The following is a 13677-nucleotide window of genomic DNA, read 5'->3' on the forward strand; positions in this document are numbered from 1 at the left end:
GAAGCTCTTTTAAACGTGCCTCAATCTCATTTTCTAAAACATTTCGTCTATATTTAGAACACCATATTAAATGAAAACCGATGTTATACACTGTTGTATTGCTATGTTTCCATCGTTCTGTTGCCATAACAATGTATTATATGTCTGACAGTTATATAACATTTATGATTATCTATAAGGTGGGGTACGATTCATCCCACAGCTAAAGCAGTGGGCTTTCTCTACCCCTACACCCCCGTTAGTCGTAAAACAAAAAGTATTTTTTTGCAGGAAGGGCTGTCAGCCTTCCTGCTTTCTGTCCTTATATATTCAGTTCGCCTTTATGTACTCTATCATCTTCGGCGTAAGCAGTGGCGCTATCTGCGGAAGCATGTTTGGCATCAGGTTTGCCATGGCAGCCGGCATCAGGTCCGGCATCTGCTCTTTCATATAATCCGGCATCGGTACTCTCTTCTCCACCGCCACAAGCATTTTAGGCATGACCTTTGGCATCAGGGATGGCATGAGCAGTGGCATCATCCTTGGCATCATGGGCTTCATGACTGCGTCCATACCCGGTACGTACTTTACGGTCTTCATCATGGCCTGCATGTAAGAAGGCATTGCATCGATCATATCTGGTAGTAGCTCCACCATCATGTCTGTCATGTTCTCCGGCTCCATCAGCTCGATCATCTTATCGAAGGTCGCCCATGCTACAAGTGCATCGTTTGTTGTGTCGGGCAGGTTATAACCAAGACTGCGGGCCGCAAGCGCTCCCAGATCCTCGATCTTCAGATCCACATTGTTCTCCTTTGCAGCTATCCTGAACTGCACAAGGCAGCAGGGGCATAGTGCAGCCATAATGTCGGCATCCTGGTCCACAGCCTCCTGCAAACGGACATTACCTATCTTACCGGCCACTTCAGGCTCATCGATGAGCGTAACCACAGAACCGCAGCAGAGGGCCTTCTCGCGGTTGTGCTCCATTTCCCTGAACTGCACTCCCGGGATTGCTTTAAGCAATTCTCGTGGAGCATCGTATATCCCTGCACCGGCCCTGCCTATGTGGCATGAATCGTGCCAGGCAACGGTCTTGTTCAGGGGTATCTTGAACTTTGGCTTCAGCACATCCAGTTTATCCATAAGCACTTCAGAATAGTGCTTTGCCTCTATGTCAAAGTCCATACCGAGTTTATCGGCCCACTGGGGGTAAATGGTCCTCCACATAAGCAGGCATGCAGGGCATGAAGTAATGACCGTCTTTGCACCTGCCTTCTGCATGTTGGCAATATTCATCTTGAGAATTCTCTCGAACACATCCCACTTTCCGGCAACAAGCATTGGTATTCCACAGCAGGACTCCTTATCGCCAAGGTATGTGAACTCGATGCCCGCATCATCCAGGAGACGAACCGTACCTTCGGCAACATCCTTTTCCACAAAAGAGGCGGTACATCCTGCAAAGTAGGCTATCTCAGCCTTGTCCTTTATCTTCGCCCTGATGTCATCAGGTACCCATTTGTCCCTGTCGGTCCTGTAATTTGCCCAGATGTTCCTCTCTTTGTCCAGACTCTGTGCCATTATTTCGAACGGGGGAATGGTCATCATACCTTTTTTCTGTACAAAGTTCTCCCTCAGTGTCATCCATGAGCGTTCGATGGGAAGGTCAAGCTGACAGTAATAATCACACATCTCACAGGTCGTACATGCAAGGAACGTATCTGCCTGTTCCTGATCAAGTTGCATCCTGCCGGCAAAGTATTCTTTCAGGAAGAACCATTTCCCTCTGGGTGACTGGGACTCCCATCCCCTGCCATAGTACTGGTCACATTCGTTCACACAATACCCACACTGAGCGCACGTGTATGCGTGGGAGACAATATCGCCGGGGATACCTTTTATGTCCTTGAACTCCTGTTTGTCCACTCCTGACATATTACCCACTGTGCGGGTCATGGGTTCAAAAGTCCTTGCAAAGGAAAGCCCTGTACTGAGCAATGGTTTGCCCGTGAGTGTCTCGGGATTCATTATGTCATCGGGGTCAACCTGTCTTTTGAACTCCTCGATTAGTGGTAGTCTCTCACCAAAGACATTCTCTGCCTGCTTAGAGAAGTACAGTCCCGATGAATATATCCGTCCACCGTTCTCCTCTGCTATTTTAACTATGCTCAAAGCAAGAGGGAATGCGAGGTTATATTTGAATACTTTTTCAGAGTGCGGTATGAAGCATAGCATGACTGCCTCGTCGCCCTTTGTTACCATTCCTTCCACCAGTACAGGCAGGCCGATCTTGTCATTTATCTCCCTGAACATGTTATCAATCCTGTCTACAGGCACGACCACTTCTGCAGGTATGAAGGACGGTCCGAGCCTCTTGACCTTCATGGACCTGAACCATTCCTGAGTCTCATGCTCGGCGATCTCCTCGGGCAGCACTTTCCCTCCGGCCTCTTCAATGATCACTCTCAGACCGCTGACATCCCTTGATCCGGGATAAGCGAAATTGCAGATATAGGCTTCCGGAAGCTCAGGCCTGTGTTCCTCGATGGTCTCACCGTAGTGTGTCTTATAAGGTGCACGGTTCTTCATGCCAGCCCATTGAGGGTTAATGAACGAGATAGCCCATACGGGTATTTTTTTCTCCCCTGCCTTTATGATAGCATTCTTCATACTGGTAGCACCGGGAAATTCTGCAGAAATAGCATCTGTTCTCTCATAGTCCCTTACCCTGAGAGTGACCTGGGTAATGATGCCGGTAGTTCCCATGGTGCCGATTATCTTTGCCAGCTCCTCTCCGGAGAAATCCTTTACCTCACCGTTTGGCAGTACCACACGAGCCGACTTCATTGTGTCCTGTGACCAGCCATATTCATAACTTCCATAGCCGACACCGTTCTGGGCAAGCCATCCCCCTACGGTTGCCGAGAGTGCACTGGACGGGACAGCCTGTACTGCAAGTCCTTCCTTGTTCAGTTTCGTTTCCAGGTCATACCATATGATTCCTGCTCCTACAGTTACAAGGTGATTCTCTTTATCGACACTGATGATATTTCTCATAGGGGTCACATCTGCGACAATGCCTCCTTTTGTGGGGATTATACCGCCGTAACCTGAGGAGGCGCCAGCCCTTGGTACCACCGGAATGCCGTGTTTACGTGCGAACTCCATCAGTTCCACTGCTTTGTCCTCCCCGGTGACCTTCACAATCGCAGCAGGTCTTGTGTTACCGATAACTTTTTTTACGAGAGGTGGTAATGCGCCTACATCATGTGCATAATAGTGCCTTTCTTTTTCACTGAAATTGACCCCTTTCCCGAACATGGATAAAAGCTCTTGCTTTTGTACATCCTTGAACTCATAAACCGTATTTGTCATTTTAACACTCCATAATTAATATAACTTGTATATCTTTATAATAATTCTTGATGATTAATCATTTAATCCTGGATTATATAAAGCCGCTTGAATACTGCGGAATAAACCTTAATTCGGTCAGTTCCATATTGTAATTAGAGGTGGAATTGAGGATGGATGAAACAATGCACTTGCCGGATAACAAAACCAAGATCGTATGTACCGTCGGCCCCGCATCTTCTTCCGAGGATGTGCTTCGGGAATTGATCATCAGTGGTATGAATGTGGCAAGACTCAACTTTTCCCACGGTGATATAGAAGACCAGCGTAGTGTTATAAAGAGAGTAAGGTCCCTGGCCTCCGAACTTAACAAGGTGGTTACAATACTTGTTGACCTGCCTGGTCCCAAGATGAGGGTCGGCAAGTTCCCCGAGGAGCCGGTGTTCCTGAAAAAGGGGGATCATGTGACCCTGACCACAAAAGACGTAATGGGCACAGAATCAGTGATACCTGTAAACTACACGAGGCTGTCTGAAAGCGTACATGTGGGCAGGCCGTTGTACCTCAACGACGGTTTTATCCAGCTGGAATGTACTGATATTCAGGGTGAGGATGTTCACTGTGAAGTTATAGTCGGTGGTCCTCTTTCTTCTAATAAAGGGCTTAACATACCTGGTGCGGCACTGTTCATAGATCCTATAACAGGCAGGGACCTGGAGATAGTTGATTTTGCCCTTGAGGAAGGCCTGCATATATTTGGCGTATCTTTCGTAGAGTCCGGGGAAGATGTAAGGAAATTGCGTGAATACGCAGCCAGTAAAGGTAAGGAAATATTCATTGTTTCCAAAATCGAGCGTGAAAAAGCGGTAAGGAATATTGATGAAATTATAAGGGAAAGCGACGGTATTATGATCGCCCGGGGGGATCTGGGTGTGGAAATACCCATTGAGAACGTACCGGTGGTTCAAAAAGACATCATACATAAAGCCAATCTGCTAAGCAAACCGGTTATCACCGCTACTCAGATGCTTGAATCCATGGTAGAGAATGTCCGCCCGACAAGGGCAGAGGCGACTGATGTTGCAAATGCAATCATAGATGGTACGGATGCAGTTATGCTGTCAGCTGAGACTGCCGTGGGGAAGTATCCAGTCGAGACCGTGAACATGATGGTGCAGATCGCAATATCCACGGAGAAGTGGAGGAGTGATACCAAGGAAGGTATTGAACTTATGAGGAGGGCTCTGCGTCGTATGCAGCTTGGTGTTGAGGATATGATCTCCATGCAGGTGAACGACGCTCTCCAGATCCTGGATGTAAAGTATGTTGTCACTCCCACGGTATCAGGAAAGACTCCGCGCAATATCTCCCGCTTCAGGCCTGACCGCTGGATACTTGCCTTTAGCCGCTATCCTGAAACATGTGAACAATTGTCATTGCAGTATGCTGTATATCCGACGTTTGTCAGAGATGATGTTGAGTATTGGGAGATCATGGTAACTGAAAGTTTGAAAAAGTCAGGGGCGGTAGGATCTGGGGACCTGATAATCCTTACACAGGGACAGCCGTCAGGTCGTGGTCGTCCAGGGGGGACCAACCTTCTCAAGTTCATCCATATTGACTGATCCGTATACAGGGTAAATTGATCTTGATAGGTGGCAGATTCAGTCTGCCTTTCTGAGTACAATGGATCCGTCGCGCATACGGACCTCTATGTATTTTTCCTTTTCCTCTTCAAACCCGTACTTATTGTAGATCATAGACTCCACTCTTCCGGCATCCATTAGCCTTCTCATAAGGGCACTGTCTTCTCCCTTCATTTTGACTTTGGCGGCGGGTGAGCTTGTCTTTGCCTTGCTCTTGGAATAGATACTGCCTCCTGACATACCGGCTCCTATGAATCCCTTTGCTTCATGGAAGGCAAGTATTCCGTTTTTCATGTAGGCTCCTGCAAATTCCCCCGTTTTTCCATGGATTGCCACAGTACCGCCATTCAGGTGCGAACCGGTATTCATTCCAGAATTACCATGTATAGTTACAACACCTTCTTTCATCAGGACTCCTGTGCCGTTATGTGCGTTATTTCCTACAATAATATTTACAGGCCTGTAGCATCGTGCACCGATGGTTCCCCGTAATATTCCGTCGTTGAGTACAAGTGTCCGGTCATCTGCATTGTATTCATTTGAAATGATTGTGTCGCTACCTGGTCCGTTGCAGGCTATGTCCGTAATGGAGCGGAACTTGCGATAATTGTCCCTGTCCGAGACAACCTCTATGATGTTCCCAAGCGGCTCTTCTATCCTGCCGCTAATATAGATTGAACCCGAGACCATGCCCATGGCAGCCTCCGGGCCGGCATTTCCGTCCACGGATATGTTTCCTGTCCTCTCGGCATCACCGCTCCCCCCGAAGTGCTTCAGGTCAGCTCCCATGCTATAGGCAAAGTTCCTGCCAACATCTCCTGTGATGTTTACATCGTGCTCTGCTCTTAAGGTCCCGATAAGGTCTCCGTAGGTGTAATGTGTATATTCCTGGCCGGGTATTTCATAATCGGGCCCGATTTTCCGGTTATGCCATTGAAAATTAAAAGTATAGTCGCACAGGTAGTCTGCTGCTTCTGTCAGTTCTATCTCTAATGCCATGCAACCTTATCCATGTATTAGCTGTGGCAGGCAACGTGTGCATATCCATTGGCTTTCCATGCCATGTCTTACGGGGAGCAGGTAAGCGCTTTCCTCCCCGCAGCCGCACTTGCAGCACTGGATTGATATATCTGTCTTCTTTGGCTGTGCTTCGGCTTTTTCAGGATTGAACTCCAGGGCTTGTCTCTGCTCGATGGAAATAGCATCAACAGGGCACACTCCTATACAGAACCCCATCCCGTCACAAAGTTCGTCTGAAACTACCTTTGCCTTGCCATTGACAAGCTCTATAGCTCCCTCAGCACATGGGGCGATACATTTCCCACAACCTGTGCATTTCTCTTCGTCGATTCTAACTATTGTTCTGTTGACCATGATTCCCCTCACTTTAGTGATGTGTTCCTTCAACAATTTTAATATCTGCATCGGTGATAGTCTTTTTTATAGCATCTATATGCGGGCACCCGGGATAGTTCTTCATCTGCATGCATGAACTGAGATGCACCACGTCAACCCCATGTCTCTTGAGGGATTTGACCAGGCGGTATACCCTGCGTCCTGAGCATCCTCCGCATGTAAAGAAAGCTATCATCTCAGTTTTATCGTTATACTGTTTGAAATGCATACTGCGCTTGTTAAATGCCATGAAACATCCCGTTCCGGGACATGTTTCGGAGACCGTATCACATCTTACAACCGCGATCTTTGTTAGCTTTTCAACATCTTCGATAATAGCAACCCCGTTTTAAGAAAAAGGAAAGGGAAGATTCCCTTATTGTCAATAGCCGGATCGGACTTACTGCAGTCCGACCTCTTTTTTGAATTTATCGATCCCTATCTCATCAATTACTCTGCCAAGGCGATGTTTTGAACCGTTGCTCTTGGTAAAACTAATAATCTTATCTACGAGTGAAAGTACTTCATCTTCATTCAGCTCGTCTGCGATAACGTCAGCAAGTCTTGGTTTGAGTGCTGCATTTCCTCCTACCATGACAGTGTATCCTTTTGGTGTACCCATTACACCTATGTCTTTGATAGCAGGTTCTGAACATGAGTTCGCACAGCCGGAAACAGCCATTTTGAATTTGGACGGAAGCGGCATTCCATGATATTTTTCATCGATCTTAAGTCCCAGGCCCACAGAATCCTGTTGTCCGCGTTTACAGAATGTTGTACCTGGGCATATTTTTATGCTCCTCACACAAATTCCAATGGCTGCACCTGGTTTAATCCCCAGCTCATCCCATGCTTTATCGATATCCTCCTCTTTCAGTCCTACAATGGCAACCCTCTGGGATGAAGTGACCTTTAATGTTGCAGCTTCATACTTTTCAGCAACATCTGCAATCTTACGCAGTTGCTCTGCTGAAACAATTCCACCCGGAAGATGCGGTGCGATCGCATATGTTTGTTTATCTCTCTGAAGGATCGCTCCTTTCTCAAGTAAGTCTTTTGCCATTTGATTAACTCCTTATGTCTACTTTTAAGTACATGGTATATTATGGATAGTGGCTTATATATTGGATGGTTTCCAATTAGATATCATGAAAGATTGCACGATTTATAAAACGGTGGACATCATAGGAAAAAAGTGGTCCCTGTGTGTTCTTCTTGAACTCTACAAGGGTGAAAACAAAAAAAAGCGTTTCAATGAACTAAAAAATAAATTGCAGGATGTCACTCCAAAGACCCTTTCAACAAGGCTGAAGGAACTGGAAGATCAGGGATTTATTGTAAAGAAGACAGATGATTCTACGGTTCCCATCAAGTGCGAGTATTCTTTGACTGAAAGCGGTGAGGACTTCATCAGGGTCATCCATGATATCAAGAAGTGGGGTCTTAAGTGGAAGTTTGAGAACGACGAATGCGAGAACTCTAACTGCAGGCTTTGCCAGTTGTAGCTTTTCTAACTATCCTGCTTTTGTCAGGAAAGCTTATATGTGAATTTTCGCTAAAATACCAGTGAAGATCGATTGATCAGGGATTTATTAAAGGAGTGATAATATGGGTAAACAATTAACAAGATCAAAAGACAAAAGGATGATAGCAGGTGTATGTGGGGGTATCGGTGAATATCTTGGCGTCGATCCGGTTGTGATACGGCTGATATGGGCGGTTGTTACTTTATTTAGCTTTGGTATAGTAGGTGTTATAGGTTATATAATAGCCTGGGTGATTATTCCGGAAGAGGGGCAGCAAGTTTCTGGCGAAGTGCAGCATACTGACCAGGAAGAGTAAGACTTTATCCATATATGTTAAAAGTCTACCATTGTATTTCACCTGTGTCCGGTCTATCGTGCAAAACAATAAATAGACAGCATACTGAGTTGTAACCAGGGATAATGCAGTTATCTCTTACCAGCTCGGAGTCTGATAGTAACTGAGCCGGATGGAGATACACATATCAATTATCAGGGTGGATGACATATGATTATAAGTAGTGCTTTTGAAGACAGGGGTAAGATACCGGCCAAGTATACATGCGACGGGCAAAATGTCAACCCTCCTTTTGAGTTTGAGGAGGTGCCTGGGGGAACACAAAGTCTGGTGCTGATAGTTACGGACCCCGATGCTCCATCAGGTAACTTCGTTCATTGGGCTGTATGGAATATAATGCCTGAATCAGGGATAGATGAGAACAGTGTTCCGGGAATTGTTGGCAGGAACAGCTATGGAAAAAGTTCATATACAGGTCCGTGCCCTTCTTCGGGAACACACGGGTATTTATTCAGGATTTTCGCTCTTGATACGGAGCTTGGACTTGAAAGTGGATCGAAGATCGATGAGTTGGAAGCGGCTATGCAGGGGCACGTTCTTTCGGACGGGCAGATTACAGGCAGGTATGGGAGAGCTTAGGTATTTGATTTTTACTTGGTCTGAGGAGTTTATATGCCAGGCGATCTAAGGTCTGATGCAAAGGAGATCATATCACAGGCGATATCCGGAGTGGACCCTTACTCCTGTGTTCACAGGGCTGTCCGGAGGGAAGGGGACCGGCTGAATATCGGGATGAGCTCATTCGATCTATCTGCCTATGAAAACATCTACATTGTAGCCTTTGGGAAAGCTTCGGTTACCATGTCACGTGCTCTGGAAGAAATACTGGGCGATAATCTCTCCGGTGGCTGTGCGATCACAAAGTATAATTTCGGTAGTTCGCTGAAAACAGTGAAGGTGATGGAAGCAGCCCACCCTATACCGGATGAGAATGGAGTACTTGCAGCAAAACATATTCGTGCCCTCCTTGAAAAAACAGGGACTAACGACCTTATATTTTTCCTTATTTCCGGTGGGGGCTCAGCTTTGATGACCCTGCCGCGAAAAGGTATTTCCCTGTCGGATTTTGTAAACCTGACAAATAAACTCCTGCATGTAGGTGCAACTATCTATGAACTAAATACGATAAGGAAACACCTTTCTGCTGTGAAAGGCGGCGGGCTTGCGAAGATGGCCTACCCTTCGGAATCGATAAGCCTTATTCTTTCTGATGTTGTGGGCGATCCTCTGGATGTGATATCATCAGGCCCGACGGTTCCTGACAGGTCTACATTCGATGACTTCCAGGAAATTGTAGAACGATATGACCTGAAATTATCTCCGGCAGTACAGGGTTTACTGGAGGACGGACTTGAAGGTGTTGTGGAGGATACTCCCAAATCCGGGGGTCCTGCCTTTAAAAGATGCCACCATTACCTTGTGGGCAACAACTATGTTGCTTTGCAGGGAGCTGAGGATAAGGCGATTGAATTGGGTTACAATACCCTGATTCTTACATCTTCACTGGTCGGTGAAGCCCGCGAAGTTGCCAAGGTTCTTGCATCAATTGCAAGGGAGGAGAAAAAAAGGTACATGCCGCTAGCACTTCCGGCCTGCATTCTTACTGGCGGGGAAACCACTGTGACGATTGGGGGCAGAGGTAAAGGTGGCAGATGCCAGGAAATGGCACTTTCTTTTGTAATTGAAGCGCAAGACCTGAAGGATACTCTTTTTCTGCCTGCGGCTACCGATGGGAATGACGGTCCCACGGATGCTGCCGGAGCCTTTGCGGATAGTTATACCATGGAGAAGGGCAGGGATTTGCATATAGATGCAAGGACGATGCTCCAGGAGAACAATTCATATGACTTTTTCAAGGAAACAGGAGATTTGCTGATAACCGGTCCCACAGGCACGAATGTAATGGATGTGTATGTCCTGCTTATCAAATGATCTTTTTGATTGCGGATTACAAAGTCCTCATTGATTCTGGGTGTCTAAATTTCAATATCAACACTGTAGACCTTCTCAGGGTTTTCCTTATGAACCTTCCAGAATGGCTCCTCTCCGAATTCTGCAGCAAGCTTCAGGGTTCTTTTTGGTATCGTTTTTGGTCCGAGTACTGCGCCCGGTCTCTCCGGATCATCGATATAATCGGTTTCCATCATGAAACGGGTTCCCTGCTCCAGTGCTTCTTCGATAGCTCCTTTACCTGCAAGCACCCCGGGAAATATTCCCAGGCCTTCACAAACGCTGACCAGGGGTGGAGCGTAATGCTTGACAACTCTGTGTAGCTGAATGCCTGTCTTTTTGGCACGTTCGGTTATATCGATCAGTTCCGGCTCACCCACGCTCTCCGTGTGCAACTGGACGGCACAGTCAAGGTCAGCGGCAAGTGTGAAGGCGTGTTCCATGATCTCATTGGAGGCATCCCGGATCTCCTCTGAAACAGGGTAGTGAGGTCTCCCGCTCTTCAGTCCCACTGCCAGTCCCTTCTCCACATAGCCTGCGGCAATTTCCAATCCACCTTTCATGGTCTCAACAGCTTTTGATAGTTCCATGTATTCGATGAGTTTCGTAATCTCTGCAGGATGAACGCCCAGTACGGGGAAGGATGTGACCCCAGTCTCATTTATCTGCCTTGAGATGTTGATGGTCTCCTCAAAAACGGCTATGTGGTCTTCAGGCCTTGTGACCTTTATGCCAAGGGTCCAGCTTGGTTTCATGACCAGGAATATATGCGTACCTCCGGCATTCTGGAATTCCCTGACTGCTTTTAGTCCTTTGGCCCTGGGATCAATATGCATGTGTTCATCCGTGATGGGGAATGTGCAGTTCATACTATCGTTTATGAATCCATTCTATCTAAAACTGTAAGGTGTTAATTCGAAATGGAATTATTATTTGCTTATGTATAAATAATCACAATATCAATATGTTATTATGGATGCCGGATCGTTTTTAAATAACAGGGAAGTCCGACTTAGTTTACTATCACTTCTTGGTCAGATCATCATAATTTCTTTTGCTTCTGCGACATTGATATATGAAGACGTTTCCCAGGAAAGATATACTGTGTTGATAATCCTTGTGCTGGCTTTTATGTCTCTTGTTGTCCTCACTGTTCTAAGACTACTGCGCCTGGCAAAGGATGCTGATTCCAGCGGTAAATAAGCATATTAATACAATGTTTCTATTTTCTATATTTCGCGTTGGGTATAACATATATATGATGTAGTCGTTAACAAAGCAATTTCCTCTTTATAATTATATCAATTATTGGAAAGTGAGAATATGGCAAAATCAGCAGCAGTAATAAAAGGCGATGGAGTTGGACCGGATCTTGTAGAAGCAATGCTGAAGGTAGCGAATGCTGCAAACAGCGATGTGGAGTTCATCAAATGTGATGCAGGCGCAACATGGTGGGAGGAAAATGGTGGTGACTCACTCATTCCCGACGAGACATGGGCTCTTCTTGAAAGCTCGGATGCATGCTATAAGGGTCCTACAACGACCCCTGGAATAGTGGGCGCACCAAGGAGTGTGGCCGTATCCATCAGGCAGAAGTACAATCTTTATGCCAACGTAAGGCCGGTAAAGACTTTCCCAAATACCAACAAGCCACTCGGTGACGTGGATTTCGTATGTGTCAGGGAAGGAACAGAAGGCCTGTATGTGGGTGAGGAGATCAAACTGACCGACGATGTATCGATCGCTATCAGGAAGATTACACGTACGTCCAGTGCAAATGTCTCGAAGTACGCTTTCGAGGAAGCAAAGCGAAGGAACTGCGATGCAGTTGTTGCCATCCATAAGAGTAACATCCTGAGAAGGACCTGCGGTCTTTTCCTTGAAGAGGTCGAGAAAGCAAGTAAGAATTACGATGGGATCGATGTATGGGAATATCATATTGACAACATTGCCCAGCAGCTTATCAAGAACCCGCAGATATTCAATAACAAGATCTTGCTCTCAACCAACCTGTTCATGGATGTCATCAGTGAGGAATGTTCCGCGCTTGTAGGAAGTATCGGACTTATTTACTCTGCAAACATAGGAGACAACTATGCAATGTTCGAGCCTGCACACGGTTCAGCACCAAAGTACGCAGGTCAGGACAAGGTCAACCCTGTGGCAACTATCCTTGCAGGTGCATGGATGCTCGATTATCTTGGCGAGAGTGAGCAGTCAAAGGCGATTTTTGCAGCAACCGAGAAGGTCATCTCAGAAGGCAAGTATGTAACATACGACCTCGGTGGCAGTGCAAAGATGAGTGAAATGACAGATGCGATTGCAAAGTACGTTGAATTAGAGATGAAGTAATTTGCTGTGACCTATAAACAGACATAGTTGCTTAACCAGCAATATTAGCGTGTTTTGTTATACTATACTTGGATTGTCTGAATAATCTAGGTAAGTATGACAGAACCGATTTTTTTCAGAATCATCCATAACATCTATAGATAAAGTGAATTTTTTATGCGGTGCAAAGGTAAGGTATTATATTTCAGTGATTGGAATTGAATCTTTCTGATAATATTCAAATAACTGTTTTCCCCATGCTACTGCCTTCGGACCATGGCACATAAGTTGTTTGTGGTCATATATGCCCTCATTCGTTAGTAATTTCAATACAATACAATACTCGTTTACCTTCAGCGAGAGGAAATGCATTTTTTCAGGATACATGTATAGTTCTACCCGCTCATTATGCATGAGTTCATGCAGTTCATCATTATTATCTCTCTTTATTTTATCGAAAAGATGTGGGTCAAAAGTGAGTGATAGATTAACTCCTCTCTCTATCATGTCCTTGAACAGATCAGGAAAATCAGGATGGATGCCGGAGGCTATCATATTAAATGATTTTGAGGATCTGGATTTTTCATGAGCTTCTTTGTTATAATCAAAAATTTCCGCTAAACCTGGTTGGACAACAGTGCAAGGATGAACTTCATGTAATCTTTTTAATAAAGGCGGAGGGATGAAATCCAGATTCCTGTTCTGCCAGTAACCCTCGGTTGTGTTCATAAATTCCTCAATGCTTAAAAAGGGTTTTAACTTTTCAATAATTAATTTTCCCATACAAGTTAGGCTGTAAACGCCCTTCTCTCCTGTTACCAGGTAATGTTCTTCCAGTATCTCTATATTCGAGAGAAACTCTTTTATGGCCATTCCCGAGGCTATACAAAGTGTGTCAAAATCTTTTGGACCCTCGTCCATATATAAAAGTAAAAGACAATTCTTATTTGACGCAATCACCGTTTGAAGTGATGTTTTTTTTATTCAGGTACCCCCTTTTCAATCAAACCCCTTAAAAAAACTACAACAAATTTGGTGCATAGGAAAATCTTATATATGTGCTCATTCTGTACTTCAACCAAAATAAAGTTCTTTTCGTATTTATAGATTACTAAAACAATATTAGCTTAATGGTATA

The 13677-nt window shown here is 45.4% G+C and carries 15 protein-coding genes; 7 read left to right on the plus strand and 8 right to left on the minus strand.

The genetic code is table 11. The features are described 5' to 3' along the window. The coding region (locus tag CUN85_RS13610; protein ID WP_205804316.1) for a transposase at window positions 1-127 on the minus strand (127 nt) is incomplete at its 3' end. Between the two features lie 182 nt (window positions 128-309). Then, window positions 310-3357: an FAD-binding and (Fe-S)-binding domain-containing protein gene (locus CUN85_RS00010; protein ID WP_135387727.1), complete on the minus strand. Its 3048-nt coding sequence runs from the start codon at window positions 3355-3357 to the stop codon at window positions 310-312. Between the two features lie 164 nt (window positions 3358-3521). On the opposite strand from CUN85_RS00010, the gene pyk reads away from it, so the two are divergent. Next, window positions 3522-4961: a pyruvate kinase gene (gene pyk, locus CUN85_RS00015; RefSeq protein ID WP_135388317.1), complete on the plus strand. Its 1440-nt coding sequence runs from the start codon at window positions 3522-3524 to the stop codon at window positions 4959-4961. Window positions 4962-5000: 39 nt separating this feature from the next. Here pyk and CUN85_RS00020 read toward each other — a convergent pair whose 3' ends face one another. The 4 genes from CUN85_RS00020 to CUN85_RS00035 all read right to left on the minus strand — a co-directional run bounded on the left by CUN85_RS00020 (window position 5001) and on the right by CUN85_RS00035 (window position 7440). Continuing rightward, window positions 5001-5981 carry a formylmethanofuran dehydrogenase gene (locus CUN85_RS00020; protein ID WP_135387729.1) on the minus strand — a complete coding sequence of 327 codons (981 nt, stop codon included), beginning with the start codon at window positions 5979-5981 and terminating at the stop codon, window positions 5001-5003. Between the two features lie 6 nt (window positions 5982-5987). After that, window positions 5988-6356 (minus strand): ATP-binding protein, encoded by a 369-nt coding sequence (locus CUN85_RS00025; RefSeq protein ID WP_135387731.1) that lies wholly within the window; start codon window positions 6354-6356, stop codon window positions 5988-5990. Window positions 6357-6369: 13 nt separating this feature from the next. Beyond that, window positions 6370-6714, minus strand: a complete 345-nt coding sequence (locus CUN85_RS00030; RefSeq protein WP_328591213.1) for a CGGC domain-containing protein — start codon at window positions 6712-6714, stop codon at window positions 6370-6372. Between the two features lie 63 nt (window positions 6715-6777). Further along, window positions 6778-7440 carry an NAD(P)/FAD-dependent oxidoreductase gene (locus CUN85_RS00035; RefSeq protein WP_135387735.1) on the minus strand — a complete coding sequence of 221 codons (663 nt, stop codon included), beginning with the start codon at window positions 7438-7440 and terminating at the stop codon, window positions 6778-6780. A gap of 85 nt (window positions 7441-7525) precedes the next feature. On the opposite strand from CUN85_RS00035, the gene CUN85_RS00040 reads away from it, so the two are divergent. The 4 genes from CUN85_RS00040 to CUN85_RS00055 all read left to right on the plus strand — a co-directional run bounded on the left by CUN85_RS00040 (window position 7526) and on the right by CUN85_RS00055 (window position 10190). Further along, window positions 7526-7882 carry a winged helix-turn-helix transcriptional regulator gene (locus CUN85_RS00040; protein WP_135387737.1) on the plus strand — a complete coding sequence of 119 codons (357 nt, stop codon included), beginning with the start codon at window positions 7526-7528 and terminating at the stop codon, window positions 7880-7882. A 103-nt stretch (window positions 7883-7985) separates the two neighbouring features. Continuing rightward, entirely contained in the window at window positions 7986-8219 is a 234-nt protein-coding gene (locus tag CUN85_RS00045) for a PspC domain-containing protein (RefSeq protein ID WP_135387739.1), read from the plus strand. Window positions 8220-8408: 189 nt separating this feature from the next. Then, a complete protein-coding gene (locus tag CUN85_RS00050) occupies window positions 8409-8837 on the plus strand; it encodes a YbhB/YbcL family Raf kinase inhibitor-like protein (RefSeq protein ID WP_135387741.1) in 429 nt (142 codons plus the stop codon). A 33-nt stretch (window positions 8838-8870) separates the two neighbouring features. Beyond that, on the plus strand, window positions 8871-10190 hold the full coding sequence (locus CUN85_RS00055; RefSeq protein WP_135387743.1) for a glycerate kinase type-2 family protein: 1320 nt from the start codon (window positions 8871-8873) through the stop codon (window positions 10188-10190). Between the two features lie 44 nt (window positions 10191-10234). Here the strand turns inward: CUN85_RS00055 and CUN85_RS00060 are convergent, their stop codons facing one another. Further along, window positions 10235-11077 (minus strand): TatD family hydrolase, encoded by an 843-nt coding sequence (locus tag CUN85_RS00060; protein WP_135387745.1) that lies wholly within the window; start codon window positions 11075-11077, stop codon window positions 10235-10237. Window positions 11078-11180: 103 nt separating this feature from the next. On the opposite strand from CUN85_RS00060, the gene CUN85_RS00065 reads away from it, so the two are divergent. Then, window positions 11181-11411, plus strand: coding sequence for a hypothetical protein (locus tag CUN85_RS00065; RefSeq protein WP_135387747.1), 231 nt, complete (start codon window positions 11181-11183; stop codon window positions 11409-11411). A gap of 120 nt (window positions 11412-11531) precedes the next feature. Then, window positions 11532-12560, plus strand: coding sequence for an isocitrate/isopropylmalate dehydrogenase family protein (locus CUN85_RS00070; protein WP_135387749.1), 1029 nt, complete (start codon window positions 11532-11534; stop codon window positions 12558-12560). Window positions 12561-12737: 177 nt separating this feature from the next. On the opposite strand, the gene CUN85_RS00075 is transcribed toward CUN85_RS00070, so the two are convergent. Further along, complete coding sequence (locus CUN85_RS00075) at window positions 12738-13460, minus strand: helix-turn-helix transcriptional regulator (RefSeq protein ID WP_235856130.1); 723 nt, start codon at window positions 13458-13460, stop codon at window positions 12738-12740. Between the last annotated feature and the right edge of the window lie 217 nt (window positions 13461-13677).

The sequence above is a fragment of the Methanolobus halotolerans genome (assembly GCF_004745425.1).
Lineage (GTDB): Archaea > Halobacteriota > Methanosarcinia > Methanosarcinales > Methanosarcinaceae > Methanolobus > Methanolobus halotolerans.

Bases quoted from the DNA above. Each gene is read 5' to 3' on its own strand.
- CUN85_RS00010 (WP_135387727.1), bottom strand. From the start codon at position 3,357: ATGACAAATACGGTTTATGAGTTCAAGGATGTACAAAAGCAAGAGCTT.
- pyk (WP_135388317.1), top strand. From the start codon at position 3,522: ATGCACTTGCCGGATAACAAAACCAAGATCGTATGTACCGTCGGCCCC.
- CUN85_RS00020 (WP_135387729.1), bottom strand. From the start codon at position 5,981: ATGGCATTAGAGATAGAACTGACAGAAGCAGCAGACTACCTGTGCGAC.
- CUN85_RS00025 (WP_135387731.1), bottom strand. From the start codon at position 6,356: ATGGTCAACAGAACAATAGTTAGAATCGACGAAGAGAAATGCACAGGT.
- CUN85_RS00035 (WP_135387735.1), bottom strand. From the start codon at position 7,440: ATGGCAAAAGACTTACTTGAGAAAGGAGCGATCCTTCAGAGAGATAAA.
- CUN85_RS00040 (WP_135387737.1), top strand. From the start codon at position 7,526: ATGAAAGATTGCACGATTTATAAAACGGTGGACATCATAGGAAAAAAG.
- CUN85_RS00045 (WP_135387739.1), top strand. From the start codon at position 7,986: ATGGGTAAACAATTAACAAGATCAAAAGACAAAAGGATGATAGCAGGT.
- CUN85_RS00050 (WP_135387741.1), top strand. From the start codon at position 8,409: ATGATTATAAGTAGTGCTTTTGAAGACAGGGGTAAGATACCGGCCAAG.
- CUN85_RS00055 (WP_135387743.1), top strand. From the start codon at position 8,871: ATGCCAGGCGATCTAAGGTCTGATGCAAAGGAGATCATATCACAGGCG.
- CUN85_RS00060 (WP_135387745.1), bottom strand. From the start codon at position 11,077: ATGAACTGCACATTCCCCATCACGGATGAACACATGCATATTGATCCC.
- CUN85_RS00065 (WP_135387747.1), top strand. From the start codon at position 11,181: ATGGATGCCGGATCGTTTTTAAATAACAGGGAAGTCCGACTTAGTTTA.
- CUN85_RS00070 (WP_135387749.1), top strand. From the start codon at position 11,532: ATGGCAAAATCAGCAGCAGTAATAAAAGGCGATGGAGTTGGACCGGAT.
- CUN85_RS00075 (WP_235856130.1), bottom strand. From the start codon at position 13,460: ATGGACGAGGGTCCAAAAGATTTTGACACACTTTGTATAGCCTCGGGA.